Origin of the sequence: Rhodanobacter sp. B04, assembly GCF_002001125.1 — a bacterium.
Lineage (GTDB): Bacteria > Pseudomonadota > Gammaproteobacteria > Xanthomonadales > Rhodanobacteraceae > Rhodanobacter.
On record NZ_MUNV01000009.1, the window covers coordinates 59,321 to 84,375 of the forward strand.

Sequence of the window (25,055 nt, forward strand, 5' to 3'; positions counted from 1 at the left end):
TTTTTATGGCCACGCCTGGCGCTTCAGCTCACCCGAGCGAGCGCAGCACCGGCGCTGCCTGCAGCTCACGCCCCAAGGCGCTGGCCAGGGCATTCAACCGCCCCGCCAACAGCCCGGCATCCGGCGCGCACAACGTGGCATGCCCCACCTTGCGTCCCGTTCGGGCCTGCTTGCCGTAATCGTGCCAGTGCGCATCGACGGCGCGCAGCACCGGTTCCGCCGCAGGCAGCTCGCCGATCCAGTTGAACATCGTCGACATGCCACGCGCGCCGGTATCGCCCAGCGGCAAGCCGAGCACCGCCCGCACATGGTTCTCGAACTGGCTGGTGTGCGCGCCCTCGATGGTCCAGTGCCCTGAGTTGTGCACCCGTGGCGCCATCTCGTTGCCGAGCAGCTCGCCGTTCCTGACGAACAGCTCCAGCGCGAACACGCCCACGTAGTCCAGCCGTTCGGCCAGCGTGCGCGCCAACGCCGTGGCGCGCTGCTGCAACTGTTCGATATCCGGAGCCGGCGCCAGACTCATCGCCAGCACCCCATCGGTATGCCAGTTGCGGGTCAGCGGCCAAGTACGGAAATCGCCATCGCGTCCACGCACCGCGATCACGGACAGCTCGCGCTCGAACGGCACGAACGCCTCGAGGATCAGGCCATGCTTTGATGCCTGTGCACCGAGCGCCGCCCATGCAGCGTCGGCATCTGCGACGCCGCCGAGACGAAACTGGCCCTTGCCGTCGTAGCCGAGTCGGCGGGTCTTGAGGATCGCCGGCGCCCCGATCGCTGCGAGTGCCTGATCCAATCCCTCCCGCGTATCCACCGCGATGAACTCAGGCGTCGGCAGGCCGCATTCGCGGAACAAGGTCTTCTCGGCCAGCCGATCCTGCGCCACCGCCAGCGCCTGCGGTGCCGGCGACACCGTTACCCGCGCAGACAGCCAGTGCGCCGTCTCGGCCGGCACGTTCTCGAAATCGAAGGTGATGACATCGACCTGCGCGGCAAAGGCTTCCAGCGCGGCATAATCGGTCCAGTCAGCCACCACCAGCGGCGCGACCTGCCCCGCGCAGGCATCGGCCGAACTGTCCACCACCAAGGCCTTTACACCCAGCGGTGCCGCGGCCAGCGCCAGCATGCGCGCCAGCTGGCCGCCACCGAGGATGCCCAGCACAGGCTGCCGTCGGTCGCTCATTGGCGCGGATCCGGTTGTTCCAGCACGGCCCGGGTCTGGCGTGCCCGCCACGAATCCAGTGCCGTGGCCAGCTCGGGATCGTGCAAGGCCAGCACCGCGGCCGCCAGCAGACCGGCGTTCACCGCACCAGCCCGCCCGATCGCCAGCGTGCCGACTGGAATGCCGGCCGGCATCTGCGCGATCGACAGCAGCGAATCCATGCCATTGAGGGCCTTGGACTGCACCGGCACGCCGAACACCGGCAGCCGCGTCTTCGCTGCCAGCATGCCCGGCAGGTGTGCGGCGCCGCCAGCGCCGGCAATGACTACCTGGATGCCGCGTGTAACGGCCTGCTCGGCATAGCTGAACAACAGGTCCGGCGTGCGGTGCGCCGAGACCACCTGCACCTCGTGCGGCACGCCCAGCTCGGTCAACACCTCGGCGGCGTGCTGCATGGTTTCCCAGTCCGAACGTGAACCCATCACCACGCCAACGCGCGGCGGCTTGGATGTACCTGTCATGGCCGAGCCGTCCAAAAACGGCTATTGTACGGGCTTTCCGCCACCCCGGCACCATGCAAAAAAGCCATCATGGACAAGCGTCTACTCGACATCCTGTGCTGCCCGGTCAGCAAAACGCCGGTGCGTCCCTTGAGCAAGCACGAGCTCGACGCATTGAATGAGGCAATCGCCGCCGGCCAGGTCGACTCCGTCGCCGGCACCCGCGTCCGCGAGCGGGTGGCCGAAGCGCTGATCACCACCGACCGCAAGGTGATCTACCGGGTCGAGGACGGCATTCCCGTCATGCTGCCGGAAGAAGGCATCGGCACTACCCAGCTCACGGCCTTTCCCGTCGCCCCGTAAAATCCTGCGCCGTGACCGCCCTGCCGCCCACGCATGACCATGACATGGATAGCCGCTTTGGCTTATCGTCAGCATTCGTGCAGCACTCCGGTTGCCGGCCGCACATTGCAATGTTTCAGGGGATTGGCGATGAACGAAGCCAGTGATCCATCCAGAGTTGTCAATCTGAACCAGCGGATGGATCCCGCCAGCGAGCGCGTGGGCGAGCTGCTCAACACCGTGCGCGGCATCGCCAATCGGCGCCTGCAGCAATGGGTCGGCAACGCCTTCGAGCATGTCGACGATGCGCTGTTCGACCTTGCCGAAAAGGCCGAGAACAACGCCGCCCAGATGCACTATTTCGATGGCATGCGCGAAGTGCGCAAGCGTCGCCCCGCGGTGGAGCGGCATTTCCTCGGTGCCATCAGCCGCAGCCTGGGCGAACTGACCCATCCGTCGCAGCAGCCATCCACAAGTGCTCCGGCATCCCCGGGCACGGTCGAGCTGTCGCTGGTGGCAGACAACGAACTGGAAGAGTCGCTCGCGATCACCAGCATGATCGGCAAGAACGAATCGCGGCTGGCGCGCGACCTGTTCGCCGTCAACCAGCGGCTGTCGGTGATCTGCGGCGGCCACAAGATCGACGATGCCAACAATCCGGTGGCCCCGGCGACCCTGGCGCAGGCTTTCCGTCAGGCGCTGCATGAGCTCAGCGCGGACATGCGCGTCAAGCTGATCATCTTCAAGCTGTTCGATCGCTATCTGCTGTCGTCGCTGGAAGAGCTCTACCAGGAAATCAATACCGAACTGGCCCGTGCCGGCGTGCTGCCGCATCTGCGGCATGAGGTTGCGCGCAGCGGCGCCAAGGCCGCGGCCGCTTCAGGCAACGCGAATGCGCAACAGCCTGCGGGTGCCGCAGCGGAAAATGGCGAGGAGGCTGGCGACATCCCGAGCGACCTGCTGCAGACCCTGCATGCACTGTTCAGTGCCCGCCGCGGTTCGGCCGGCATCAATGCAGGCAACGCGGGCAGCGGCGGGATGCATGCGATGCCGACGGGGCCGCTGCCTTCGGCCAACGAATTGCTTGGCGCCCTCAGCGTGTTGCAAAGCCAGATCGCCAGCGCCGGCCCGTTGCCGCTGGCCCAGCCCGATGATGCTGCCGAGCTCAGCCGCGAAGTCATGCAGCTGAAGGGGCAGTTGCTGAGCCAGATCGGCGCGCTGCGCGGCGAACGCCCCAGTCACGTCGCCACCATCGATGAGGACACCATCGACCTGGTTGGGATGCTGTTCGAATTCATCCTGGAAGACCGCAACCTGCCTGCCGAGATGCAGGTCATGCTGGCACGCCTGCAGATCCCTTACCTCAAGGCGGCAATCCTCGACCGCAAGCTGTTTGCGCACCGCCAGCATCCGGCACGCCGGTTGCTGGACTGCCTGGCCGAACAGGCCAAGGGCTGGTCGGAAGAGTCCGACCGCGATCGTCGCCTGCACGACAAGGTGAAATGGGTCGTCGAGCAGCTGCTGCATGAATTCGACGATGACATGGGCATCTTCGAGCGCCTGCTGACCGACCTGCAACAGTTCCAGGACGTCAACAAGCGACGCTCCGAACTCGCCGAACAGCGCGTAGCCGAATCCACCCGCGGCCGTGAAAAGCTCGAGCAGGCGCGGCGGCGTGCGGCGCGTGAAATCCTCGATCGCATCGGTGAGCGCAAGCTGCCGCCGCTGGTGCACGGCGTGCTGGCAAGGGCCTGGGCGAATCACATGGTGCTGACCTTGCTGCGCCAGGGCGAAACTTCGCCCGAGTTCAAGAGCGCCTTGCGCTTCGTGGATGACTTCATCGCCAGCACCCGCGCCGTCACCGATCCCGAAAGCCGGCAGAACCTGCGCCAGATGCTGCCCGGCATCGAGCGTGCATTGCGCCAGGGCCTGGCCAATGTGGCCTTCCAGGAGCACGACACCGAGCGCCTGCTGGGCCAGCTGCATGCCTATTACCGGCAGCAACTTGGCGAGACCGTCGAGACCACCGAAGTGGTCACGACCGACGAAGACAGCGCGATGCTGGCCATACCCGACAGCATCCAGCCGGTCATCCAGCGCGAGGCCGAACCGGAAGAGAGCAGCCCGGAAGAGAATGTCGCGATACCGCCGGACAGCCCCGAATGGCAGCAGGTCCAGGCATTGCAGCCTGGCACCTGGCTGGAGTTCAGCCACTTCGAGGAAGCCATGACCCGCGCCAAGCTGTCGTGGATCAGCCCGATGAGCGGCCGCTATCTGTTCGTCAACCGGCGCGGCCTGAAAGTGGCGGATTACTCGCCGCAGGAACTGGCTGTCCTGCTGATCGATGGCCTGGCCCGCATACTCGCCGCGAATGCACTGTTTGATCGCGCCCTGAGCGCCATCGTCGGCCGCCTGAGCCAATCGGACAACGCCGCACCACCTGCCGCCACGGACACGGAATGAGTCAACCATTTGCGCCGCTGGCGCCGGATGCCGCCCACGTCGCTGTCGATATCGAACGCGCCCTCGCCGAGGACCTTGGCCAGGGCGATGCCACTGCCGAGCTGCTGCCGATCGATGCCCACGCTCACGCCGAGCTGACCTGCCGCGACCCGGCGGTAGTCGCCGGCACGGCGTGGTTCGATGCCTGTTTTCGCCGGCTCGATCCGGCCGTGCAGATCGATTGGCAAACCCGCGACGGGCAACGGGTCGGGCCCGGCACCGTCATCTGCCGCCTGTCCGGGCATGCCCGTTCGCTGGTCAGTGCCGAACGCTCCGCACTGAATTTCCTGCAGCTGCTTTCCGCTACCGCCACAGTCACCGCCGATTACGTGGCCGCCGTGGCCGGTACCGGCGTACGCATCCTGGACACCCGCAAAACTATACCGGGCCTGCGCCTCGCGCAGAAATACGCGGTGCGCTGCGGCGGCGGCCATAACCACCGCATCGGCTTGTACGACGCGATCCTGGTCAAGGAAAACCACATCATCGCGGCCGGTGGCATCGCGGCCGCCGTGCAGTCGGCGCGGCAGTTGCACCCGAACCTGCTGCTGGAAGTCGAGGTGGAAAACCTCGACGAGCTGGCGCAGGCGATCGATGCCGGCGTGGACCGGATCATGCTGGACAACTTCGGCCTGCCGCAGATGACCGAAGCCGTGCAATTCACCGCTGGCCGCATTCCGCTGGAAGTGTCCGGCAATGTCGACCTGCACACGATCGGCGAGTTTGCCCGTACCGGCGTGGATTTCATCTCGGTGGGCGCACTGACCAAGCACGTGCGGGCGATCGACCTTTCGCTGCGGCTGCGGTTGAGCTGATTACCTCGGCTTGCGGATGGGTGCTGTCGCCCACACACTGCGCAGATGAGCGATTTTTCCAATCTGCTGCTGTTGCTGGTGCTGCTCGCCATCGTGGGGCTGTGGCTGAAGCTCAGCGTGGCGCGCGAACGCGCCGTACGGGAAGCACGTCGGCAATGCCAGCAGCACGGCCTGCAACTACTCGATGAAACGGTTGGTCTGCGCGCCGTGCGCCTGCGCCGCGTCAATGGCCTGCACCGGCTTGAGCGCTGTTATGGCTTCGAGGTGAGCATCGACGGGCATGATCGTGAGCCCGGACGCCTGTGGATGCTGGGCGACGCACTGAGTAGCCTGAGTCTGCCGACCATTGCGTTGCTGTCCGCGCATCAGCCCGCGTCCACGCCAGCCCTGACCACGGCGACCAGCAACGTCATACCGATGCACCCGCGTCCCCGCGCCGGCGACAGGCTGCACTGAGTGCCCGCCGAAGCAGGGTTTCGCCGAGCGACCTCTACTTGACCACGCGCAGATGGGCACCGCGCTTGGGCTTGTCGTCGCCACCATCGTCAGCCCCGGGCGCAGGCGGCGTGTCGTCGGGCTCCGGCGTGGACGGCGGCGTGTCACCGCCCTCTTCGTCGGCCGGAAACATCATGCCTTGCCCGTTCTCCTGCGCATACAGCGCCAGGATCGCCTGAACCGGGATCTGGATGGATTGGCTGGCACCGGAAAAACGGGCCTGGAAGCTGATCCATTCGTTGCCCAGGTCCAGGTTAGCCACCGCGCGCATCGCGAGATTGAGCACGACCTGGCCGTTCTTGATCACCTGCGGCGGCACCCGCACCCCCTTGAAGGTGGCATCGACCAGCACGTAGGGCGTCAGGTTGTTGTCGCTGATCCAGTCGTAGATCGCCCGCAACAGGTACGGGCGGTTGGAGCTCATCGGTACAGGGGTGTCATGCTTGCTCATGGAGTTGCCGCATCGCCTTTTCCTGATCGGTCATGCTGCGCGCAAAACCCTGGCTGTGGAACAGACGCTCGCCATAATCGATGATCGGCTTGCCCTCGCGCCCCAGATCGACCCCAAGCCACGGCAGCCGCCAGATCACCGGCGCCACCAGGCAGTCGGCCAGGCTCATCTCCGGATTGAGGAAGAATTTCGATGCCTTGAACAGTGGCAAGGTGGACAACAGCTGCTCGCGCAGCCGCTTGCGCGCTGCGTCTGCCGGCCGGCCGCCAGCGCGGATAGTGTCCACTTCGGGCAGCCAGTCTTTCTCGATGCGCACCGCCGCCACCCGCAAGCGTGCTCGCGATTGCGGGTCGATCGGCATCAAGGGTGGATGCGGGTAACGCTCATCGAGGTATTCGCAGACCACCGCCGTATCGAACAAGGTCAGGTCGCGATCGATCAGGGTCGGTGTACTGGCATATGGATTGAGATCGATCAGATCCTCCGGCGGCCGGGCCGGATCCACCAGCACACGTTCATAGCTGACACCCTTGGCGGCCAGCACCAAGCGAGCGCGATGACACTGGATGTCATCCGCTGTGGTGTAGAGCGTAAGTACGGTACGCGAGCGAACGCTTTGAACCATGCTCGATTCCCCATCGGTGAGACGACTGCGGCGGCTCGTGGCCGCCGCAGTCGGATGATGCCACCAGGCGTCAGTGGACGTCCTTCCAGTATTCCTTCTTGAGCATGTAGGCCAACAAGGTGAAGAACGCCAGGAACAGCAACACCCAGATACCGTAATGATGGCGCTGCAGGGCAGCCGGCTCGGAAGCGTATTCCAGAAAACTGGTCAGGTCGCGGGTGGCCTGCTGGTACTGCGCCGGCGTCAGCTTGCCCGGCTTGGCCAGTTCGAGCTTCTCAACCTCGTCGGTACCCGGCTTCATCACCGCCGCCTGCATGCCCTGCAGCTCCCACAGCGGGAACGGCATCGCGGCATTCGGCAAGGTGGTGTTGTTCCAGCCGATCGGGCTGTGCGGATCCAGGTAGAACGTATTGAGGTAGGTGTAGACCCAGTCCGCACTCTTCGCGCTCACTTCCAGCGAGAGATCCGGCGGGGCCTTGCCGAACCACTTGCCTGCCGAGTCGGCCGGCATGTGCGAAACCACCGGGTCGTCGAACTTGGCCCCGGTGAAATTGAGGTTCTGCATCACCTCCTGTTCGGAAAGACCCAGGTCCTCGGCAATGCGCGAGTAGCGCACATACTTCAGCGAGTGGCAGCCGACGCAGTAATTGAAGAACAACCTGGCACCACGCTGCAGCGACGCCTGGTCACGCACATCGGAACCGGACTTGAGCAGCCCGGCTTCACCTTCGGCGTGCGCCGGCATGCCGCCGACCAGGAGACCGAACGCTAGCGCGGCCGCGGAGAGGAAATGCTTCATCGTGATCTGCCGCTTAGTCATGCATCGTCACCCGATCCGGAACCGGCTTGGTCTTTTCCCAGCCGAAATGCGTGTAGGCCCAAAGGAATGCGAAGAAGCCGAAATAGATGAGCGTCATCGTGCGGCCGAACGCGTTTTCCCAGGTTGTCAGGTCGACGTTGCCGAACCACTCCGGGATCACCTCGGCGGTGATGCCGGCACCGACCGCACCCAGGCCGAGGAACGCGATCACGAACACGCCCAGCGCGACCTTGTAACCGGTGCCGCGGTAGCGGATCGACTTGACCTGGCCACGGTCGAACCACGGCAGCAGGAACAACACGACGATCGCGCCGAACATCGCCAGCACGCCCCACACGGCGGTGCCGAGGAAGGACGGGACCATGCGCACGATCGCGTAGAACGGCGTGAAGTACCACACCGGCTTGATCTCGGCCGGAGTGACCAGGTTGTTGGCCATGATCGAGTTGTCATGCTCGAGGAACCAGCCGCCGAAGGTCGGCGCGAAGAAGATGATGAACGCGGCGATCAGCAGGAAGAAGCCCACGCCGAACAGGTCCTTCACCGTGTAGTAGGGGTGGAACGGGATGCCGTCGGCCGGCTTCAGCGCGTCCCAGCGGTTGCCCTTGGGCCCCTTCTTGATCTCGACGCCGTCCGGGTTGTTCGAGCCCACTTCGTGCAGTGCGGCCAGATGCAGCACCACCAGCAGCAGCAGCACGATCGGCAGCGCGATCACGTGCAGCGCGAAGAAGCGGTTAAGCGTGGCATCGGCCGGCAGGAAGTCGCCCATGATCCACTCGACCAGGGTGCCGCCGATCACCGGGATGGTGCCGAACAGCGACACGATCACCTTGGCGCCCCAGAACGACATGTTGCCCCACGGCAGCACGTAGCCCATGAACGCCTCGGCCATCAGCACCAGGAAGATCAGCATGCCGAGCAGCCACACGAGCTCGCGCGGCTTCTTGTACGAGCCGTACATGATGCCGCGGAACATGTGCAGGAACACCACCACGAAGAACAGCGAGGCGCCGGTGGAATGCATGTAGCGGATCAGCCAGCCCCACTCCACGTCACGCATGATGTACTGCACCGAGTCGAAGGCTCCCGCCGCGCTCGGGTTGTAGTTCATGGTGAGGAAGATGCCGGTGACGATCTGGTTGATCAGCACCACGATCGCCAGCGAACCGAAGTAGTACCAGAGATTGAAGTTCTTCGGCGCGTAGTACTCCGTCATGTGCTTGCGGTACATCGGCATCATGTTCGGCGCGCGCTCGGTGACCCAGTCACCGATGCTCGTGAATACGTTGGCCATTACGCAGCCCCCTTCGGATCCACGCCAATCTGGATGGTGTTGTCGTCAATGAAGTTGTACGGCGGGATTTCCATGTTCTTCGGCGCCGGCACACCCTGGTAGACACGGCCTGCCATGTCGTAGCGCGAATGATGGCAGGGGCAGTAGTAGCCGCCCTGCCAGTTCGGATCGAACGGCTCCGGCTTGATCTCGCCCACGAAGTTCGGCACGCAGCCCAGGTGGGTGCAGATGCCGACCATCACCAGCCACTCGGGCTTGATCGAGCGGGTTTCGTTCTGGGCGTACTTCGGCTGCTGCGTGGCCGAGCTGCCGTCCGACTTCGGATCGACCAGCCGCGGGTCCTGCTGCGGCAACGTCGCCAGCTGGGCCGGCGTGCGGTTGACGATGAATACCGGCAGGCTGCGCCAGCCCACGATCAACTGCTGGCCTGGCTCGATCTTTTTCAACGACTGGGTAACCGGAGCACCAGCGGCCTTGGCGCGCGCGCTGGGTTCCCACGACTTGATGAAGGGCACAGCTGCCGACACGATTCCAAGACCACCCACCACCGCAGTGGTTGCTGTCAGGAAACGGCGGCGGCCGTGATCGACGACTTCGTTCGCCATCAGGCTCTCCGGTACTTGCGATGCATGGTGGGGTTTTGGACCCCGCAAAAATCGCGTTAGTGTAGCGTCAGGCCTTGCCCCGTACAATAAAACCGCATCCCGGCGAAGTTGATCCGCCGCGACCCTCGCCATGATTTGCCGGAACCCTCTCCTTTCGACATGAAACATGCCGCCGGCACGCTTGCCTTCATCGCTCGCTTCGTCGTCCTCGGCCTGGCGATGGCGTTTGTGGTCAGCCTGTTCTGGCCCGGCAGCGGCGAGCGGCTGCGCGCGCGGTTCGGCCTGTCCACGTCATCGCCGGCCCCGGCATCCGGCACCGTACACATGGGCAACGGCCCGGTCTCGTACGCCGATGCAGTGGCCATCGCCGCTCCCTCGGTGGTGAACATCTATGCCAACAAGATCGTCACCGAGCAGGCGGTGAAGATGTACGACAACCCGGTGCTGCAGCAGCTGTTCGGTGGCCAGCCCACGACCTACCAGCATCGAGAGCAGACCCTCGGCTCGGGCGTCATCGTCAGTGCGCAGGGCCAGGGCTACGTACTGACCAACAACCACGTGATCGCCCAGGCCGCCGACATCCAGGTGCTGCTGTACGACGGCCGCATCGCCAAGGCCACCCTGGTCGGCGCGGACGAGGAGACCGACCTGGCGGTCCTGAAGATCGACGCCAGCAACCTGCCGGTGATCCGCATGGCCGACCAGCAGTTGCTGCGGGCGGGTGACGTGGTGCTGGCGATCGGCAACCCGCTCGGGCTCAACCAGACCGTCACGATGGGCATCGTCAGCGCGGTGGGACGTCAGTTGAACAGCGCCAGCGCCGAGGATTTCATCCAGACCGATGCGGCGATCAACCTGGGCAACTCGGGCGGAGCCCTGATCAATACCGAAGGCGAGCTGGTGGGCATCAATACCTTGCTGATCGGCAAGGCCGCCGGCGCGGAAGGTATCGGCTTTGCGATACCGGTCGCCACCGCGCGCAAGGTGCTGGACCAGCTCATCACCACCGGGCATGTCGTCCGTGGCTGGCTGGGCGCCGACTATGCCTTCGTGCCGCTGGCTGCCAATGGCGGCCTGCCGGCGGCGGCGCGTGGCGTCCAGGTCACCGAGGTTACTCCCGGGGGCCCGGCCGAGCAGGCCGGCATCAAGGCACGCGACATCCTGCTGCGCATTGGCAATGACGACATCCTCGACCCCGCCGACTTGCGCCGGCGCGAAGCTGCGCTTAAACCGGGCAATGTGGTGGAAGTCTCCGGCCTGCGCGACGGTAGCCCGTTCCACGTCGAGGTGACCTTGGCGCAACGGCCGCCGATGAGCGCCAACACCACGCTGGGCGACTGATTCAACCCGGACCGCGCGCGCTCGCCAGCGGCGGATGGATCGCCGCGCCATAACGCTTGCGCAGGGTTTCCACGCGCTCCACGTACACCTGGGTTTCGGCATAGGGCGGCACCCCGCTATAGCGCTGCACCGCACCCGGCCCGGCATTGTAGGCGGCTGCAGCCAGCCGCTCGTTGCCATTGAAGTTGTGCAACAGCAGGCTCAGGTAGCGCGCGCCGCCACGGATATTCTGATCGGTATTGAACGCATCCAGCACACCCATGTCGCTGGCCGTGGCAGGCATCAACTGCATCAGGCCCTGAGCTCCCTTCAGCGACAGCGCGCGCGGGTTGAATGCACTTTCGGCATGGATGATTGCGCGCAGGAACGCCTCGTCCACACCATATTCCATGCTGGCGGCGCGGATCGTGTCGGCATAGGCGGTGAGGTTGAGCGAAACGCTGCCCCAGCGGATCGTCGAATGCAGGTCGCAGGCGACGCAGGTGGCGATATAGCTGAACAACATGGTCACGGTGCGACCCTTCTGCCCCGCCACAGGCAGGTTGGTGTACTCCACGCTGCCGTCTGCCCGCACGATGCGGTAGACCGCTCCACGCAGGATGCGGGTGCCCGGGTCATCCGCGACTACCGCCGGCGGCGCCGGTGCATCGTGTGATTCGTGATAGCTCCATTGACCGGGCGTGCCTGCGGCGGCCGCGGCCAAGGGCAGCTTGGCCGTCGTTTCGACCGAGCCATGCACCGCCGCCAGCGATGCGTGCCGCAGCTGGCCCGCATCGAGCGGCCGAGCAGTGGTCTCGACCGTTGCCTGCACGCGGGCGAGCGAAACCGGCTCAACCTCATCCGCAACAAGGCGGCGCGCGCTGGTTTCTACCGAACCGGTCACTCCCGTCAGCGAAATGCGCGGCGGCGCCTGGTGCGCCGGTGCCGACGCGGCATAGGTACTTATCGGCTTGCAGCCGTGGTAGCCGATCTTGCTGCTGCTGAAGGCCACTTCGCCACTGGCCCCGGTGCACCGATACAGCGTGCCGGCCCGTGCCTGTGCGCACCAGCCTCCGGCCCACAGCAGCGCACAGCCCAGCACGACCCGGAACAGGATCGAGTGTGAAGGGAAGCTCCGGGCAGGCCGATCGACGCTTCCCCCGTGGCTTGCGACGTCGAACATGGATGCAGTGTGCCGTCACGCGCTTCCGGCGCCAAGTACGCGATCGCCATTTCGTGCACCGTGCACCGTTCGCCGAACACTTCGATTCTGCAACAGTCGGGGCAGCTGTCCGATACCGCGCCGGCTGCCGCAAGTGCTTGATCCTCCATGCCATCGACTGGCAGGCATGCCTGCAGACAGGTAGACTGCGCGGTTCAGCGGATTGCACCTACTGCGCCACGAACCACGGTATTCCCACGCCATGAGCGGCAAGCTTTTCATCAAGACCCACGGTTGCCAGATGAACGAGTACGACTCGGCCAAGATGGCCGACGTGCTCAAGGCGTCGCATGGCATGGAATTGACCCAGGACGAGTCCGAGGCGGACGTGATCCTGATCAACACCTGCTCGATCCGCGAGAAGGCGCAGGAGAAGGTGTTCAGCCAGCTCGGCCGCTGGAAGCAGCACAAGAAGGACGGCAAGCCGGTGTTGATCGGCGTTGGCGGCTGCGTGGCATCGCAGGAAGGCGACGCGATCGTCAAGCGCGCGCCCTACGTCGACCTGGTGTTCGGCCCGCAGACCCTGCACCGCCTGCCACAGCTGATCGAGCAGCAGCGCGCCAGCGGCAAGCCGCAGGTGGACATCAGCTTCCCGGAGATCGAGAAGTTCGACCGCCTGCCCGAGCCGCGCGCCGAAGGTCCGACCGCCTTCGTCTCGATCATGGAAGGCTGCTCGAAGTACTGCAGCTACTGCGTGGTGCCGTACACCCGCGGCGAGGAAATCAGCCGCCCATTCGACGACGTCATCGTCGAGGTCGCCCAGCTCGCCGCGCAGGGCGTGCGTGAGGTGAACCTGCTCGGCCAGAACGTCAACGCGTATCGTGGCCCGACCCACGACGGCGGCATCGCGGACCTCGCCGTGCTGATCCACGCGATCGCGCAGATCGATGGCATCGGCCGCATCCGCTTCACCACCTCGCACCCGCTGGAGTTCTCCGACTCGCTGATCGAGGCCTACGCCAACGTGCCGCAGCTGGCCAACTATCTGCACCTGCCGGTGCAGGCCGGCTCCGACCGCATCCTCAGCGCGATGAAGCGCGGCTACACCGCGCTGGAGTTCAAGCAGAAGATCCGCAAGCTGCGCGCGGTGCGCCCGGACATCTGCGTGTCCTCCGATTTCATCGTCGGCTTCCCCGGCGAGACCGAGGCGGATTTCGAGAAGACCATGAAGCTGATCGACGACATCGGCTTCGACCAGAGCTTCTCCTTCATCTTCTCCTCGCGCCCCGGCACGCCGGCGGCGAATCTCGCCGACGACACGCCTGCGGCGGAAAAGCACGCCCGGCTGACCCGGTTGCAGGCAACCATCAACGCAAACGCGAAGCGGATCAGCCAGGCGATGATCGGCAGCGTGCAGCGCGTGCTGGTGGAAAAGCCCAGCACGCGCGACGCCCGCGAACTGACCGGGCGCACCGAGAACATGCGCTTCGTCAACTTCCCGGGTCATCCGCGCCTGATCGGCCAGTTCGTCGATGTGGTGATCACCGAAGCGATGAGCAATTCGCTGCGCGGGCGTCTGCAGCTGGCGGACGGCGTGGCCGCCTGATTCGTTCTTAGCCTTAGCACGACACCCCACGCCCCCTGCCGAGACTTCCGCCGCATGCATCGCACCAGTTCCATTCTGCTGCTGTTCGCGTTGCTGCTGTTCGGCATGCTCTCCAGCGCCCATGCCAGCATCGCCAATGCACCCGGTGCAAACCTTGAGGTGTCGCTGATCACCTACGGTCCCGGCGAAACCTACTGGGAACGCTTCGGCCATGACGCGATCGAGCTGCGCGACAGCGCCTCGGGCGAAGCGATCAACTTCAACTACGGCGTGTTCGATTTCAACGAGTCGAACTTCTTCGTCAACTTCGCCCGCGGCCGCATGCATTACCTGATGGATGCCGCACCGAGTACGCTCGACGAAAGCGACTACGTCACCGCCGGTCGCTCGGTGACCCGCCAGCGACTGGCATTGGACGCCGACCAGGCCGCCGCGCTGCGCGACTTCCTGTTGTGGAACCTGCGCCCGGAAAATGCCGGCTACAACTACGACTACTACGTCGACAACTGCACCACCCGCGTGCGCGATGCGCTGGACAAGGCGCTTGGCGGCGTGCTGAAGACCCAGCTCAGCGCGCGTACCGGCGGCATGACCTATCGCCAGCAGACGGCGCGCCTGATGAGCGCGCAGCCGTGGCTGATGCTGGTACTGGATCTTGGCCTGGGTCCGTATGCGGACCAGCCGCTCAACGCCTGGCAGGAAAGTTTTCTGCCGATGGTGCTGCAGACGCAGATGCGCGACGTCCGTATCGACAGCGGCCACGGTGCCCTGCAACCACTGCTGCAGGACGAACAGCTGCTGTCGCCGAACCGGCTGGACGTGCCACCGCCCAGCGCACCCGATTTGCGGCTTCCGCTGGCGCTGGGCGGGGTGTTGATCGCCATGTTGATCGTCGCGACACGACGCTGGTGGCCCACCGGCTACGCCCTGCTCGGCACGCTCTACCTGCTGCCGGCCGGCCTTGTCGGCGTCCTGCTGCTTGCCCTGTGGACACTGACCTCGCACCACTCGGCCTGGGCCAACGCCAACCTGCTGCTGTTCAATCCGCTGGCCTTCGCGCTGCTGCCGACGCTGTGGCGGGCACGCCGCGGCCAGGCCGCGGGGCGCTTCATCGATGGCGTGATCGCACTGCAGCTGCTGGCCGGATTGGCTGCCGTGCTGCTGCATCTGCTGCCCGGTGTCGTGCAGCAGAACCAACCCTGGCTGCTGCTCGCCCTGCCGTGCTGGATCGCACTGGCATGGAGCCTGCGGCGCACCGGCTGACGCCATCGCCGCAGCTACAGCTCACGACCTGCCAGTTCAGTTCGGCAGGCGACGGATCTTCGCGCCGAGTACGCCGAGCTTTTCCTCGATGTTCTCGTAGCCGCGATCGATGTGATAGACGCGATCGACGATGGTGTCGCCCTTGGCCACCAGGCCGGCCAGCACCAGGCAGGCCGAGGCGCGCAGGTCGGTGGCCATGATCGGGGCGCCGCTCATTTCCTTGACGCCCTGCACCACGGCGGTATTGCCCTCGAGGCGGATGTCCGCGCCCAGCCGCTGCAGTTCGTGCGCATGCATGAAGCGGTTCTCGAACACCGTCTCGGTGACCACGCCGGTGCCTTCGGCGACGCAGTTGAGCGCGGTGAACTGCGCCTGCATGTCGGTCGGGAACGCCGGATACGGCGCGGTGCTGATGTTGACCGCCTTCGGCCGGCGGCCGCCCATGTCCAGCTCGATCCAGTCGTCGCCGGTCGAAATGTGCGCACCGGCCTCTTCCAGCTTGGCCAGCACGGCATCGAGCGTATTGGCGCGGGCATGCCGCGCGCGCACCTTGCCGCCGGTCATCGCCGCGCCGACCAGGAAGGTGCCGGTCTCGATGCGGTCGGGCAGCACTTCGTACTCGGCACCGTGCAGGCGCTCGACGCCATGGATGATCATGGTCGAGCTGCCGGCGCCCTCGATCTGGGCGCCCATCGCGATCAGGCAGTGCGCCAGATCGACCACCTCGGGTTCCTGCGCGGCGTTCTCGATCACCGTGGTGCCCTGCGCCAGGGTGGCGGCCATCATGATGTTTTCGGTGCCGGTGACGGTGACCATGTCCATCAGGATGCGCGCGCCCTTCAGCCGCGAAGCCTTCGCCTTGATGTAGCCGTTCTCGACCGTGATGTCGGCGCCCAGCGCCTGCAGCCCGCGAATGTGCTGGTCGACCGGACGCGAGCCGATCGCGCAGCCGCCCGGCAGCGAGACTTCGGCCTGGCCGAAACGCGCCACCAGCGGGCCGAGCACCAGGATCGAGGCGCGCATCGTGCGCACCAGGTCGTACGGCGCCACGCAGGTGCTGGTGGTGCGCGGATCGACGTGCATCTTCATGCGGTCGTCCAGCACCAGCCGCACGCCCATCTGGCCAAGCAACTCGATGAAGGTGGTGACGTCGTGCAGGTGCGGCACATTGCCGATGCTGACCGGCTCGTCGGCGAGCAGGCAGCCGGCGAGAATCGGCAATACGGCGTTCTTGGCGCCGGAAATGCCGACCTCGCCTTGGAGCGGCGTGCCGCCACTGATCAGGATCTTGGCCATCGTTTTCCTTGAATAATGAGGGGGAAATCCGGCTGCAGCCTCAACGGCGCGCCGCGACTTCCTCGGGAGTCAGGGTCTTCAACGCCAGCGCATGGATCGCGCCACCCATCAAGTCGCCCAGCGTGGCATAGACCAGCCGATGCCGCGCCAACGGCAACTTGCCGGCAAACTGGCTGGCCACCACGGTGGCTTCGAAATGCACGCCGTCGGCGCCGCTGACATCGGCCTGTGCTCCGGGCAGGCCGGTTTCGATCATTGCCTGGATGCTGGCTGGATCCATCGGGAATATTCCGTACACAACTGGGGTCGCCGCGGCAGGATTCCGGCGCGTGCCAAATCCAGGATGCGGCTTATGACGTTAAAATGAGAATATGCCATGGTAATGGAAATCCTCTGGCACAGAAACGACGGCAACTGCCGACCGGCCTGACCACTGCGCAGTCGCCATGGCGATGCCGGCATCCGCCCCCTTCTCCCGAGAACTCATGAACGCACGCATCGCCCCTCCCGCCCCGATCGACCTGAACCCGGACGCCATCGCGCGCAGTGCCCGCACGGTGGTCGCCACCGAAGCGGCGGCGGTGCAGGCGCTGGAATCGCGGATCGGACCGGACTTCGTCGAGGCTTGCCGGCTGATCCTGGCCTGCAAGGGCCGCGTGATCGTCAGCGGCATGGGCAAATCCGGGCACGTGGCGCGCAAGATCGCCGCCACCCTGGCCTCCACCGGTACGCCGGCGTTCTTCGTGCATCCGGGCGAGGCCAGCCATGGTGACCTTGGCATGATCCTGCCGCAGGACGTTGTGCTGGCGCTGTCCTACTCCGGCGAGACCGACGAGCTGCTGTTCATCCTGCCGGTGATCAAGCGCCAGGGCATCCCGCTGATCGCGATCACCGGCAAGCCCGGCTCCTCGCTGGCGAGCCAGGCCGACGTGCATCTCGACGGCAGCATCTCCAGCGAGGCCTGCCCGCTGGGCCTGGCACCGACCACCAGCACCACGGTGGCGCTGGTGCTGGGCGATGCGCTGGCGATCGCGCTGCTGGACGCGCGCGGCTTTACCTCGGACGATTTCGCCCGCTCGCATCCGGCCGGCAGCCTTGGCCGGCGCCTGCTGCTGCGCATCAGCGACGTGATGCACAGCGGCGACGACGTGCCCAGGGTGCCGCCGGACGCCAGTCTTACCGCCGCCCTGGTCGAGATGACCCGCAAGCATCTGGGCATGACCGCCGTGGTCGATGCCGAACAACGCTTGCTGGGCGTCTTTACCGATGGCGACCTGCGCCGCGCGCTGGACGACGAGGGCGTGGATCTGCGTGGCGCCACCGTGGCCGAACTGATGACCCGCGGCCCGAAGACGATCGGCGCCGACAAGCTGGCCGCCGAAGCGGCGCAGCTGATGGAAAAGCACCAGATCCACGCCTTGCTGGTGGTCGATGACGAGCACCGCGTGGTTGGTGCGCTGAACATTCATGATCTGCTCCGTGCACGTGTGGTCTGATCACGCGTCGCCTTCAATCACAACCGCTCGAGTCCGCGCCCTCCATGTATCTGGCTGATCTACCTGCCGACGTCCTCGACCGTGCCGCCAAGGTGCGCCTGGCGGTATTCGACGTCGACGGCACCCTGACCGACGGGCGCCTGTGGTACAGCGAGGATGGCCACGAGACCAAGGTGTTCCATGTGCACGACGGCCTCGGCCTGAAGCAATTGCAGGCAAACGGTGTGCAGGTGGCCTTGATCACCGCGCGGATCAGCCATCCGGTGGCGCTGCGTGCCGAGGAACTGGATATCGCCCATGTCTACCAGGGCCAGGGCGACAAGCGCGCCTGCCTGCTGGAGCTGCTCGACGCACTGCATCTCGCGCCTGAGCAGGTCGCCTTTATCGGCGACGATCTGCCCGACCTGTCGCCGATGCGCATTGCCGGCCTGTCCATCGCCGTGGCCAATGCGCACCCCTGGGTCGCCGAACAGGCGCACTGGCAGACTAGCAAGAGTGGCGGGATGGGCGCCGCGCGCGAAGTGTGCGACCTGATCCTGCTTGCCCAGGGCAAGAGCGCGGCCGAGCGGGAGCGCTGGCAGTGAAGCTGTGGCTCTGGTTGCGCGACCGCCGCCTGCCTGCATCGATTGTCCTGATCGCCCTGGCGGCAGGCATCCTGCAGGTGTTGCAGTGGTGGCTGGGGCCACCGTCGTCCAACCAGGATTTTGTAGGGCCGCCACGCTCCGGCTATACCCTGACCAATGCGCGCGTCACCGAATACGACGTCGACGGCATGCCCGGGCTGAGGGTGCAGTCGCCGCACCTGGAGCGGCGCGAGAGCGACGACTCGCTCTATCTCAATTCACCCACCTTCCAGATGCCTGCCAAGCAACCGGGCATACCGGACTGGGAGGGCGAGTCCCTGTACGGCTGGGTCAACAAGCCGGGCACCCTGCTCAAACTGCAGGGCCCGGTCTACCTGCACCGTCCGGCCTTCGTCGATGCACAAGGCGTGACCCAGCCGGTAGCCACCCTGCACACCTCGGAAATCACCGCCTGGCCCAAGGAAAACCGCATGGAAACCGCGGAGCCTGCCTTGATGACGCAGGGCGACAGTAGAATGAACGGCGTCGGCATGCGCGCCAATCTCAACGAAAATCATCTGGAGCTACTCCATGACGTCCACGGCACTCTTATCCCGCGCCAGAAGAACCATCCGGTTCGGCCTGGTACTCCTGGGGCTGCTGGTGCTGCAACCGGTGCTGGCCAAGCAAGATGACCGCAACCAGCCGATGAACGTGGTGCACGCCGACAGTTTCGACGGCTTCAATGCACCCAACAGCATCACCACGCTGACCGGCCACATCCTCATCACCCAGGGCACCATGAAGGTGACCGGTGATCTGGCCAAGATCCACGTGGACGGCGACCAGCAGGTAAGCCGCATCGTGGTGACCGGCAAGCCGGCACACATCGAGCAACTGGACGACAGCGGCAACCTGGTGACCGGCGACGCGCTTACGCTGGACTACGACAACATCAACGGCATTGCCGTGCTCACCACCAATGCCGTGGTGCACCAGCAGGGCCGTGGCGAGGCGCATGGCGACAAGCTCACCTATAACACCCAGACCTCCTACATCACCGGTGAAAGCAACGGCGATGGCCGCGTGCACATGACCTTCCTGCCGAAACCCCACCCGGTGGCGCCAGGCAAGCCGGCCGCCGGCGAGCCGGTGGCCACACCCTCCAGCACCAAACCCGCCTCGGCATCGAGTACGGGCGCCAAGCCCGCGCCGGCGCCGGCCAGCAGTTCGTCGGCGTCTTCGCAGAGGCAGCCATAACCGATGCTCTCCGCTGAAGGTCTGCAGAAAAGTTTCAAGGCGCGCAAAGTGGTGCGGGATTTCGCTTTCTCGATCCGCGAGGGCGAGGTCGTCGGCCTGCTCGGCCCGAACGGCGCCGGCAAGACCACCTGCTTCTACATGGTGGTCGGGCTGATCGAAGCCGACGCCGGCAGCATCAAGCTGGACAAGCAGGACATCACCGGCCTGCCTATGCATGCCCGCGCCAAGCTCGGCATCGGCTACCTGCCACAGGAAGCCTCGGTATTCCGCCGGCTCAGCGTGGCCGACAACATCCTGGCAGTGCTGGAACTTCGCGAGGGCTTGAGCGAACAGCAGCGCAACAGCGAATTGGAAGGCCTGCTCGACGAGTTGAAGATCAGCCATATCGCCGGCCAGAAAGGTGTCAGCCTGTCCGGCGGCGAACGTCGCCGCGTTGAAATCGCCCGCGCGTTGGCCGCGCGGCCGCGCTACATGCTGCTGGACGAGCCGTTTGCCGGCGTCGACCCGATTTCGGTCGGCGAAATCCAGCGCATCGTCCGCCACCTGAAGGAGCGCGGCATCGGCGTGCTGATCACCGACCACAACGTGCGCGAAACACTGGGCATCTGCGACCGCGCCTACATCATGAGCGAAGGCGAGGTGCTGTCCCGCGGCACCCCGGCGCACATCCTCGCCGACGAAAAGGTGCGCGAGGTCTATCTGGGCCGCGAATTCCGCCTCTGATCCCCATGCTCTTAAGGTTTGTGCGACAAGCGGTTGCGCACGGCTATGGCCGCGCCCGCGGGCAAGCGTTAGGATGGCCGCGAATTCCTTCGACCTGGCTGGCATGAAACCCGCACTGCAGTTTCGTCTCCACCAGCAGCTGACCCTGACGCCGCAACTGCAGCAGGCGATCCGTCTGCTGCAGCTGTCGCAGCTGGAGCTGGAAGCCGAGCTGCGGCAGATCGCGGAGAGCAACCCGCTGCTGGAGTTCGCCGAAGAGATCGAGGACGAGGAAACCGTCGATCGCGAAAGCGCCGAAAGCGAATACCCAAGCGCCGAGAGCATCGCTGACGCAGGCAGCAGCCCAAATGACGGCGATGACGGTGGCGAGTGGGCCGATGGCGTCGTGGCCGAATCGCCGATCGACTTCTCCAGCAGCAGCGCCGGCAGCAGCGGCAGCGTCGGCTCGCGCGGCGATGACGACTTCGAACCGCAGAACGCCGCGCCGGAGACCTTGCAGCAACACTTGCTGTGGCAGCTCAACATGGCGTCGTTCAACCCGCGCCAGCATCTGATCGCCACCGTGCTGATCGACTTCCTGAATGCCGACGGCTATCTCTCCGAGGGGCTGGACGCGGTACTGGCGGTTCTCCCGGCCGACCTGAAGGCCGGGCTCGACGAGGTCGATGCCGTGCGTCGGCGGCTGCAGGGCTTCGACCCCGCCGGCGTCGGCAGCCTTGATCTGCGTGATTGCCTGCGCGTGCAACTGGAGCAGTTCGATCCGGGCACGCCGCAGCGCGAGCTGGCCCTGCGCATGGTCGACAGCGAGCTGGAACTGCTGGCGCGCAACGACATCGCGCGGTTGGCGCGCCGCCTGCGGGTCAGCGAGGACGAGGTGGCCGCCGCCGCGATACTGATCCGCAGCCTCGACCCCCGCCCGGGTGCCGCCCTGGATGCCACCCCGGTGGAATATGTCGCACCGGATGTCTACGCGCTGCGCGATGGCAGCCGCTGGCGGGTCAGCCTGAATCCGGATGCGCAGCCGCGGCTGGGCCTCAACCAGCATTACTGCGGCCTGATCGCGCAGGCGCGCGGCGAGGACGCCAGCTGGATGCGCGGCCAGCTGCAGGAGGCGCGCTGGCTGATCAAGAGCCTGGAATCGCGCGCCGAAACCCTGCTCAAGGTGGCCGAGGCGATCGTGCGCCGGCAAAGCGCATTCCTCGATTACGGCCCCGAGGCGATGCACCCGCTGGTATTGCGCGAAGTGGCCGAGGAGGTCGGCATGCACGAATCGACCATCTCGCGGGTCACCACCCGCAAATACATCCATACCCCGCGCGGCACGTTCGAGCTGAAGTACTTCTTTTCCAGCGGCGTCTCCACCGAGGACGGCGGCAGCGCCTCGGCTACCGCCATCCAGGCCATGCTGCGCAAGCTGATCGATGCGGAGGACGCACGCAGGCCGCTTTCCGACCAGGCCATCGCCGAGGAGTTGCAGCGCAAGGGCATCCAGGTCGCCCGTCGCACCGTGGCCAAATACCGGGAGGGACTGCGCATTCCCAGCTCCAGCGAACGTCAGCGCGCCAGCTGATCCGCATTCACGTCCGTGCGGGAACTTGGTTCTCACAAAAGCGTTCCCATACCTGAAAGATGATTGACGATGTGCCGCCGCCTTCCCGGCTACGGCACGTCCATCCCGCCGCGAAACGCGGCCTGCAGCACCAGAGGAGGCGCCCCATGCAATTCCAACTCAGCGGCCAGCAGATTGAAGTCACCCCGGCCCTGCGCGAACACGCCACCGCCAAGCTCGATCGCCTCACTCGCCTCGACGACAAACTGCTCAGCCTCGCGGTCGTGCTGTCCGTCGACAAGCTCCGACAACGTGCCGAGGGCACCTTGGGCGTGATCGGCGCCACCTTGCATGCCGAGGCCACCGAGGCCGACATGTATGCCTCCATCGATATCCTGTTCGACAAGCTGGTCAACCAGTTGCGCAAGCATCGCGAGAAGGTCAGCGACAAGCATCAGCAGGAAGCGCGCGAAGCGCGCCAGTACGGCTGATCCCTCCCGCGGCCCGCCCTTCCGGCGGGCCGCTTCCGTTCCGAAGGCGCGTCTTCGTCCAAGCTGGCACAATGGTCATGCCGTCGCAGCAGCCCCCATGCGACGCAAGGATCTTCGCTTGGACCGGATCAGCGCACGACAACTCTACGATGGCGTCCACGAACGCATGGCCCTGCGCTGGCTGTCCGGCATGCGCGGGGAAACGCGCGCGATCGAGCCCGGTGCCGCGCAGTCGCGCCGGCCTTCGCTGATCGGCTACCTCAACGTCATCTACCCGAACAAGATCCAGATCATCGGCACCGAGGAACTGAACTTCCTCGACGGGCTGGATTCGCGCCAGCGCTGGGAGGTCATGCACAAGATCGCCGCCTACCAGCCGGTGGCGCTGATCGTGACCAAGGACCAGGCCGTGCCGGCCGACCTGCGCGAGGTCGCCGAGGAAACCAACACGCCGCTGTGGATCAGTCCCAAGCGCGGGCATGAGTTGCTGACCTATCTGCAATATCATCTGGCGCGCATGCTGGCGGCGAAGACCACCCTGCACGGGGTGTTCCTGGAAGTGTTCTCGATCGGCGTGCTGATCACCGGCGAGGCCGGTTCCGGCAAGAGCGAGCTGGCGCTGGAACTGATCAGCCGCGGCCACCGGCTGGTCGCCGACGACGCCACCGAGTTCACCCTGATCGCGCCGGACGTGATCGACGGTACCTGCCCCGAGCTGCTGCAGGACCTGCTGGAAGTGCGCGGCCTGGGCGTGCTCAACGTGCGCGAGATGTTCGGCCACATGTCGGTCAAGCCGTCCAAGTACCTGCGCTTGGTGATCCACCTCAAGCCCATGCGCGAGGGCGAGGAAACCGATGCACTGACCCGCCTCACCGGCGACATCGGCCATCGCGAGATCTTCGACGTGCCGGTGCCGATGATCACCATCCCGGTGGCGCCGGGACGCAACCTTGCCGTGCTGGTCGAAGCCGCCGTGCGCAGCCACGCGCTGAAGAGCAAGGGCATCGATCCGGCGCAGACCTTCATCGACCGCCAGGCGCACCAGCTGCGTCGGCTGCCGCCGTGGTGAGCCCATGAACGAAGCCGATACGCCCCTGCTCAATCCGCTGGTCGATCCGCACGAGATCCACCTGATCGTGCTCACCGGCATGTCCGGTGGCGGCAAGACCGTGGCGCTGCGCGCGCTGGAAGACCTGGAGTTCTACTGCGTCGACAACCTGCCCTCGGCGCTGCTGCCGCAGCTGGTCAATGCCGTGATCAAGGGCAACAGCAAGCACCGGCGCATCGCCGTCGGCGTGGATGTGCGCAACCGCGGCGCGGATTTCTCGCACATGCCGACCGTCCTGTCGGAACTGGCTGGCGCCGGCGTGCAGGTGCATCTGATCTTTCTGGATTGCAGCGACGCGGTGCTGATCAAGCGCTATTCGGAAACCCGCCGCCGGCACCCGCTGGCCACGCGCGGCGTGTCGCTGGCCGACGCGATCGTCGAAGAACGCAAACTGCTGCGCCCGCTGATGGCGATCGCCGAGAAGGTGATCGATTCCAGCGAGCTCAACGTGCACCAGCTGCGCCGCCTCGTCGCCACCGGCTACGCCCAGGCAACCGCCGGGCTCACCCTGATGTTCCAGTCGTTCGCATTCCGTCGCGGCCTGCCGCTGGATGCGGACTTCGTGTTCGATGCGCGCTGTCTGCCGAACCCGCACTGGCATGCACACTTGCGGCCGCTGTCGGGCAAGGATGCGCCGGTGCGCGAATTTCTCGATGCCGAGCCACTCGTCACCGAATACTTTCTCGACACCGCGCGCTGGCTGGATGCGTGGCTGCCGCGCTTCGAGCAGGACGACCGCAGCTACGTGACGATCTCGGTCGGCTGCACCGGTGGTCGGCATCGTTCGGTCTATCTGGTCGAGAAGCTCGCCGCGCATTACCGTGATCGCCGCGAAGGCGTACTCACCTTCCATCGAGAGCTGGAGTGAAGACCATGCCGCCTGCAGGCGCCACGAGGAACCGGTCATGAGCGTCGGCGTGCTGTTGATGACTCATGAGGCGGTCGGCCAGGCATTGATCTCCGCCGCGCATCACGTGATGCCGAAACTGCCGCTGCAGGTGGCTGCCGTGGAGATTCCGCCACAATCCGATCCGGACGTGATGCGTACGCTGACCGCGCGCCATGCGCGGGAACTCGATCAGGGCGATGGCGTGCTGGTGCTGGCCGACCTGTACGGCGCCACGCCGTGCAATATCGGCCTGTCGCTCGGTGCGCTGGGCGTCCACCTGCGCTGCGTGTCGGGCCTCAACCTGCCGATGCTGCTGCGCGTACTCAACTATGCGGAAAAACCACTGGACGAACTGGCCGAGATCGCGGCCAGCGGTGGCCGCGGGGGAATTTTCATCGACCATGCCTGACTTCAATCATGCTTGAGCAAGAGATCGTCGTTTCCAACAAGCTCGGCCTGCATGCCCGCGCCTCGGCCAAACTGGTGCAGCTGGTGCAGGGTTTCAAATCCACCGTGTGGCTGGTCAGCAAGGGTCGCGAGATCAATGCGCAGAGCATCATGGGCGTGATGATGCTGGCCGCCGGCATCGGCACGCCGCTGACCATCCGTGTCGATGGCCCGGATGAGCAATCCACCCTGGATGCCGTGGTCGCGCTGTTCGAGCGCAAGTTCGACGAAGGAGCCTGAGGATGAAGCAGGGAACAGGGAACGGCGAACG

28 protein-coding genes are annotated in these 25,055 nt (G+C 65.5%); 18 read left to right on the top strand and 10 right to left on the bottom strand.

The annotated features are described in order from the left end of the window. Window positions 1-28 precede the first annotated feature (28 nt). Together B0E46_RS08025 and purE are read right to left on the bottom strand one after the other, a co-directional pair. The gene (locus tag B0E46_RS08025; protein WP_077555270.1) at window positions 29-1,183 is read right to left on the bottom strand and encodes a 5-(carboxyamino)imidazole ribonucleotide synthase; all 1,155 of its coding nucleotides are present in this window, start codon (window positions 1,181-1,183) and stop codon (window positions 29-31) included. Next, the gene (gene purE / locus B0E46_RS08030; protein WP_077555490.1) at window positions 1,180-1,683 is read right to left on the bottom strand and encodes a 5-(carboxyamino)imidazole ribonucleotide mutase; all 504 of its coding nucleotides are present in this window, start codon (window positions 1,681-1,683) and stop codon (window positions 1,180-1,182) included. Before purE ends, B0E46_RS08025 begins: the two co-directional genes overlap by 4 nt. Window positions 1,684-1,752: 69 nt before the next feature. On the opposite strand from purE, the gene B0E46_RS08035 reads away from it, so the two are divergent. From B0E46_RS08035 to B0E46_RS08050, 4 genes are all read left to right on the top strand, one after another. Next, window positions 1,753-2,025, top strand: a complete 273-nt coding sequence (locus B0E46_RS08035) for a Trm112 family protein (protein ID WP_077555271.1) — start codon at window positions 1,753-1,755, stop codon at window positions 2,023-2,025. 129 nt (window positions 2,026-2,154) lie between these two features. Then, a complete protein-coding gene (locus B0E46_RS08040) occupies window positions 2,155-4,467 on the top strand; it encodes a DUF1631 domain-containing protein (protein ID WP_077555272.1) in 2,313 nt (770 codons plus the stop codon). Then, window positions 4,464-5,321: a carboxylating nicotinate-nucleotide diphosphorylase gene (gene nadC, locus B0E46_RS08045; RefSeq protein WP_077555273.1), complete on the top strand. Its 858-nt coding sequence runs from the start codon at window positions 4,464-4,466 to the stop codon at window positions 5,319-5,321. Before B0E46_RS08040 ends, nadC begins: the two co-directional genes overlap by 4 nt. Window positions 5,322-5,366: 45 nt before the next feature. Beyond that, complete coding sequence (locus B0E46_RS08050) at window positions 5,367-5,777, top strand: DUF3301 domain-containing protein (RefSeq protein WP_077555274.1); 411 nt, start codon at window positions 5,367-5,369, stop codon at window positions 5,775-5,777. Window positions 5,778-5,811: 34 nt separating this feature from the next. Here the strand turns inward: B0E46_RS08050 and B0E46_RS08055 are convergent, their stop codons facing one another. The 5 genes from B0E46_RS08055 to petA form a co-directional block, all read right to left on the bottom strand. Continuing rightward, a complete protein-coding gene (locus tag B0E46_RS08055; RefSeq protein ID WP_254425089.1) occupies window positions 5,812-6,267 on the bottom strand; it encodes a ClpXP protease specificity-enhancing factor in 456 nt (151 codons plus the stop codon). Next, the gene (locus B0E46_RS08060; protein WP_077555276.1) at window positions 6,254-6,892 is read right to left on the bottom strand and encodes a glutathione S-transferase N-terminal domain-containing protein; all 639 of its coding nucleotides are present in this window, start codon (window positions 6,890-6,892) and stop codon (window positions 6,254-6,256) included. The genes B0E46_RS08055 and B0E46_RS08060 overlap by 14 nt, the downstream gene beginning before the upstream one ends. A 70-nt stretch (window positions 6,893-6,962) precedes the next feature. Then, window positions 6,963-7,691, bottom strand: coding sequence for a cytochrome c1 (locus tag B0E46_RS08065; RefSeq protein WP_077555277.1), 729 nt, complete (start codon window positions 7,689-7,691; stop codon window positions 6,963-6,965). A 13-nt stretch (window positions 7,692-7,704) separates the two neighbouring features. Beyond that, entirely contained in the window at window positions 7,705-9,006 is a 1,302-nt protein-coding gene (locus tag B0E46_RS08070) for a cytochrome bc complex cytochrome b subunit (RefSeq protein WP_077555278.1), read from the bottom strand. After that, a complete protein-coding gene (petA, locus tag B0E46_RS08075) occupies window positions 9,006-9,611 on the bottom strand; it encodes a ubiquinol-cytochrome c reductase iron-sulfur subunit (RefSeq protein WP_077555279.1) in 606 nt (201 codons plus the stop codon). Before petA ends, B0E46_RS08070 begins: the two co-directional genes overlap by 1 nt. 159 nt (window positions 9,612-9,770) lie before the next feature. On the opposite strand from petA, the gene B0E46_RS08080 reads away from it, so the two are divergent. Next, window positions 9,771-10,952, top strand: coding sequence for a trypsin-like peptidase domain-containing protein (locus B0E46_RS08080; RefSeq protein WP_077555280.1), 1,182 nt, complete (start codon window positions 9,771-9,773; stop codon window positions 10,950-10,952). A 1-nt stretch (window position 10,953) separates the two neighbouring features. Here B0E46_RS08080 and B0E46_RS08085 read toward each other — a convergent pair whose 3' ends face one another. Further along, the gene (locus tag B0E46_RS08085) at window positions 10,954-12,114 is read right to left on the bottom strand and encodes a lytic transglycosylase domain-containing protein (protein ID WP_077555281.1); all 1,161 of its coding nucleotides are present in this window, start codon (window positions 12,112-12,114) and stop codon (window positions 10,954-10,956) included. A 241-nt stretch (window positions 12,115-12,355) separates the two neighbouring features. Here B0E46_RS08085 and miaB point away from each other — a divergent pair, with 241 nt between their 5' ends. Together miaB and B0E46_RS08095 are read left to right on the top strand one after the other, a co-directional pair. After that, the gene (gene miaB, locus B0E46_RS08090) at window positions 12,356-13,699 is read left to right on the top strand and encodes a tRNA (N6-isopentenyl adenosine(37)-C2)-methylthiotransferase MiaB (RefSeq protein WP_077555282.1); all 1,344 of its coding nucleotides are present in this window, start codon (window positions 12,356-12,358) and stop codon (window positions 13,697-13,699) included. A 54-nt stretch (window positions 13,700-13,753) separates the two neighbouring features. Beyond that, complete coding sequence (locus tag B0E46_RS08095) at window positions 13,754-14,962, top strand: DUF4105 domain-containing protein (RefSeq protein WP_077555283.1); 1,209 nt, start codon at window positions 13,754-13,756, stop codon at window positions 14,960-14,962. A gap of 36 nt (window positions 14,963-14,998) precedes the next feature. Here B0E46_RS08095 and murA read toward each other — a convergent pair whose 3' ends face one another. Next, complete coding sequence (murA, locus tag B0E46_RS08100; protein WP_077555284.1) at window positions 14,999-16,258, bottom strand: UDP-N-acetylglucosamine 1-carboxyvinyltransferase; 1,260 nt, start codon at window positions 16,256-16,258, stop codon at window positions 14,999-15,001. A 40-nt stretch (window positions 16,259-16,298) separates the two neighbouring features. After that, complete coding sequence (locus B0E46_RS08105; protein ID WP_077555285.1) at window positions 16,299-16,538, bottom strand: BolA/IbaG family iron-sulfur metabolism protein; 240 nt, start codon at window positions 16,536-16,538, stop codon at window positions 16,299-16,301. 205 nt (window positions 16,539-16,743) lie between these two features. Between B0E46_RS08105 and B0E46_RS08110 the strand changes: the two genes are divergently transcribed. The 11 genes from B0E46_RS08110 (at window position 16,744) to B0E46_RS08160 (ending at window position 25,024) form a co-directional block, all read left to right on the top strand. Continuing rightward, the gene (locus B0E46_RS08110) at window positions 16,744-17,754 is read left to right on the top strand and encodes a KpsF/GutQ family sugar-phosphate isomerase (RefSeq protein ID WP_077555286.1); all 1,011 of its coding nucleotides are present in this window, start codon (window positions 16,744-16,746) and stop codon (window positions 17,752-17,754) included. A 44-nt stretch (window positions 17,755-17,798) separates the two neighbouring features. After that, complete coding sequence (locus tag B0E46_RS08115) at window positions 17,799-18,338, top strand: HAD hydrolase family protein (RefSeq protein ID WP_077555287.1); 540 nt, start codon at window positions 17,799-17,801, stop codon at window positions 18,336-18,338. Beyond that, complete coding sequence (gene lptC, locus B0E46_RS08120; protein ID WP_077555288.1) at window positions 18,335-19,012, top strand: LPS export ABC transporter periplasmic protein LptC; 678 nt, start codon at window positions 18,335-18,337, stop codon at window positions 19,010-19,012. Before B0E46_RS08115 ends, lptC begins: the two co-directional genes overlap by 4 nt. Further along, on the top strand, window positions 18,981-19,577 hold the full coding sequence (lptA, locus tag B0E46_RS08125; protein ID WP_343124468.1) for a lipopolysaccharide transport periplasmic protein LptA: 597 nt from the start codon (window positions 18,981-18,983) through the stop codon (window positions 19,575-19,577). The genes lptC and lptA overlap by 32 nt, the downstream gene beginning before the upstream one ends. A gap of 3 nt (window positions 19,578-19,580) precedes the next feature. After that, window positions 19,581-20,300, top strand: a complete 720-nt coding sequence (gene lptB, locus B0E46_RS08130) for an LPS export ABC transporter ATP-binding protein (protein WP_077555290.1) — start codon at window positions 19,581-19,583, stop codon at window positions 20,298-20,300. Window positions 20,301-20,403: 103 nt separating this feature from the next. After that, window positions 20,404-21,870, top strand: coding sequence for an RNA polymerase factor sigma-54 (locus B0E46_RS08135; RefSeq protein WP_077555491.1), 1,467 nt, complete (start codon window positions 20,404-20,406; stop codon window positions 21,868-21,870). A 146-nt stretch (window positions 21,871-22,016) separates the two neighbouring features. After that, entirely contained in the window at window positions 22,017-22,340 is a 324-nt protein-coding gene (gene raiA, locus B0E46_RS08140) for a ribosome-associated translation inhibitor RaiA (RefSeq protein WP_077555291.1), read from the top strand. 97 nt (window positions 22,341-22,437) lie between these two features. Then, entirely contained in the window at window positions 22,438-23,409 is a 972-nt protein-coding gene (hprK, locus tag B0E46_RS08145) for an HPr(Ser) kinase/phosphatase (protein WP_217316335.1), read from the top strand. Between the two features lie 4 nt (window positions 23,410-23,413). Further along, entirely contained in the window at window positions 23,414-24,316 is a 903-nt protein-coding gene (gene rapZ / locus B0E46_RS08150; protein WP_077555292.1) for an RNase adapter RapZ, read from the top strand. Between the two features lie 37 nt (window positions 24,317-24,353). Continuing rightward, window positions 24,354-24,746: a PTS fructose IIA subunit family protein gene (locus B0E46_RS08155; protein ID WP_077555293.1), complete on the top strand. Its 393-nt coding sequence runs from the start codon at window positions 24,354-24,356 to the stop codon at window positions 24,744-24,746. A gap of 8 nt (window positions 24,747-24,754) precedes the next feature. Next, window positions 24,755-25,024 (top strand): HPr family phosphocarrier protein, encoded by a 270-nt coding sequence (locus tag B0E46_RS08160; RefSeq protein WP_077555294.1) that lies wholly within the window; start codon window positions 24,755-24,757, stop codon window positions 25,022-25,024. Window positions 25,025-25,055: the final 31 nt, after the last annotated feature.

Excerpts from the sequence above, each read along its gene's own strand:
- nadC (WP_077555273.1), top strand. The coding sequence starts at position 4,464 with ATGAGTCAACCATTTGCGCCGCTGGCGCCGGATGCCGCCCACGTCGCT.
- B0E46_RS08070 (WP_077555278.1), bottom strand. The coding sequence starts at position 9,006 with ATGGCCAACGTATTCACGAGCATCGGTGACTGGGTCACCGAGCGCGCG.
- B0E46_RS08135 (WP_077555491.1), top strand. The coding sequence starts at position 20,404 with ATGAAACCCGCACTGCAGTTTCGTCTCCACCAGCAGCTGACCCTGACG.
- B0E46_RS08060 (WP_077555276.1), bottom strand. The coding sequence starts at position 6,892 with ATGGTTCAAAGCGTTCGCTCGCGTACCGTACTTACGCTCTACACCACA.
- B0E46_RS08160 (WP_077555294.1), top strand. The coding sequence starts at position 24,755 with ATGCTTGAGCAAGAGATCGTCGTTTCCAACAAGCTCGGCCTGCATGCC.
- B0E46_RS08040 (WP_077555272.1), top strand. The coding sequence starts at position 2,155 with ATGAACGAAGCCAGTGATCCATCCAGAGTTGTCAATCTGAACCAGCGG.
- B0E46_RS08050 (WP_077555274.1), top strand. The coding sequence starts at position 5,367 with ATGAGCGATTTTTCCAATCTGCTGCTGTTGCTGGTGCTGCTCGCCATC.
- purE (WP_077555490.1), bottom strand. The coding sequence starts at position 1,683 with ATGACAGGTACATCCAAGCCGCCGCGCGTTGGCGTGGTGATGGGTTCA.
- B0E46_RS08110 (WP_077555286.1), top strand. The coding sequence starts at position 16,744 with ATGAACGCACGCATCGCCCCTCCCGCCCCGATCGACCTGAACCCGGAC.
- B0E46_RS08055 (WP_254425089.1), bottom strand. The coding sequence starts at position 6,267 with ATGAGCAAGCATGACACCCCTGTACCGATGAGCTCCAACCGCCCGTAC.
- B0E46_RS08080 (WP_077555280.1), top strand. The coding sequence starts at position 9,771 with ATGAAACATGCCGCCGGCACGCTTGCCTTCATCGCTCGCTTCGTCGTC.
- petA (WP_077555279.1), bottom strand. The coding sequence starts at position 9,611 with ATGGCGAACGAAGTCGTCGATCACGGCCGCCGCCGTTTCCTGACAGCA.
- miaB (WP_077555282.1), top strand. The coding sequence starts at position 12,356 with ATGAGCGGCAAGCTTTTCATCAAGACCCACGGTTGCCAGATGAACGAG.
- B0E46_RS08155 (WP_077555293.1), top strand. The coding sequence starts at position 24,354 with ATGAGCGTCGGCGTGCTGTTGATGACTCATGAGGCGGTCGGCCAGGCA.
- hprK (WP_217316335.1), top strand. The coding sequence starts at position 22,438 with ATGCGACGCAAGGATCTTCGCTTGGACCGGATCAGCGCACGACAACTC.
- murA (WP_077555284.1), bottom strand. The coding sequence starts at position 16,258 with ATGGCCAAGATCCTGATCAGTGGCGGCACGCCGCTCCAAGGCGAGGTC.
- B0E46_RS08105 (WP_077555285.1), bottom strand. The coding sequence starts at position 16,538 with ATGGATCCAGCCAGCATCCAGGCAATGATCGAAACCGGCCTGCCCGGA.
- B0E46_RS08115 (WP_077555287.1), top strand. The coding sequence starts at position 17,799 with ATGTATCTGGCTGATCTACCTGCCGACGTCCTCGACCGTGCCGCCAAG.
- B0E46_RS08085 (WP_077555281.1), bottom strand. The coding sequence starts at position 12,114 with ATGTTCGACGTCGCAAGCCACGGGGGAAGCGTCGATCGGCCTGCCCGG.
- raiA (WP_077555291.1), top strand. The coding sequence starts at position 22,017 with ATGCAATTCCAACTCAGCGGCCAGCAGATTGAAGTCACCCCGGCCCTG.
- B0E46_RS08065 (WP_077555277.1), bottom strand. The coding sequence starts at position 7,691 with ATGAAGCATTTCCTCTCCGCGGCCGCGCTAGCGTTCGGTCTCCTGGTC.
- B0E46_RS08035 (WP_077555271.1), top strand. The coding sequence starts at position 1,753 with ATGGACAAGCGTCTACTCGACATCCTGTGCTGCCCGGTCAGCAAAACG.
- rapZ (WP_077555292.1), top strand. The coding sequence starts at position 23,414 with ATGAACGAAGCCGATACGCCCCTGCTCAATCCGCTGGTCGATCCGCAC.
- B0E46_RS08025 (WP_077555270.1), bottom strand. The coding sequence starts at position 1,183 with ATGAGCGACCGACGGCAGCCTGTGCTGGGCATCCTCGGTGGCGGCCAG.
- lptB (WP_077555290.1), top strand. The coding sequence starts at position 19,581 with ATGCTCTCCGCTGAAGGTCTGCAGAAAAGTTTCAAGGCGCGCAAAGTG.
- B0E46_RS08095 (WP_077555283.1), top strand. The coding sequence starts at position 13,754 with ATGCATCGCACCAGTTCCATTCTGCTGCTGTTCGCGTTGCTGCTGTTC.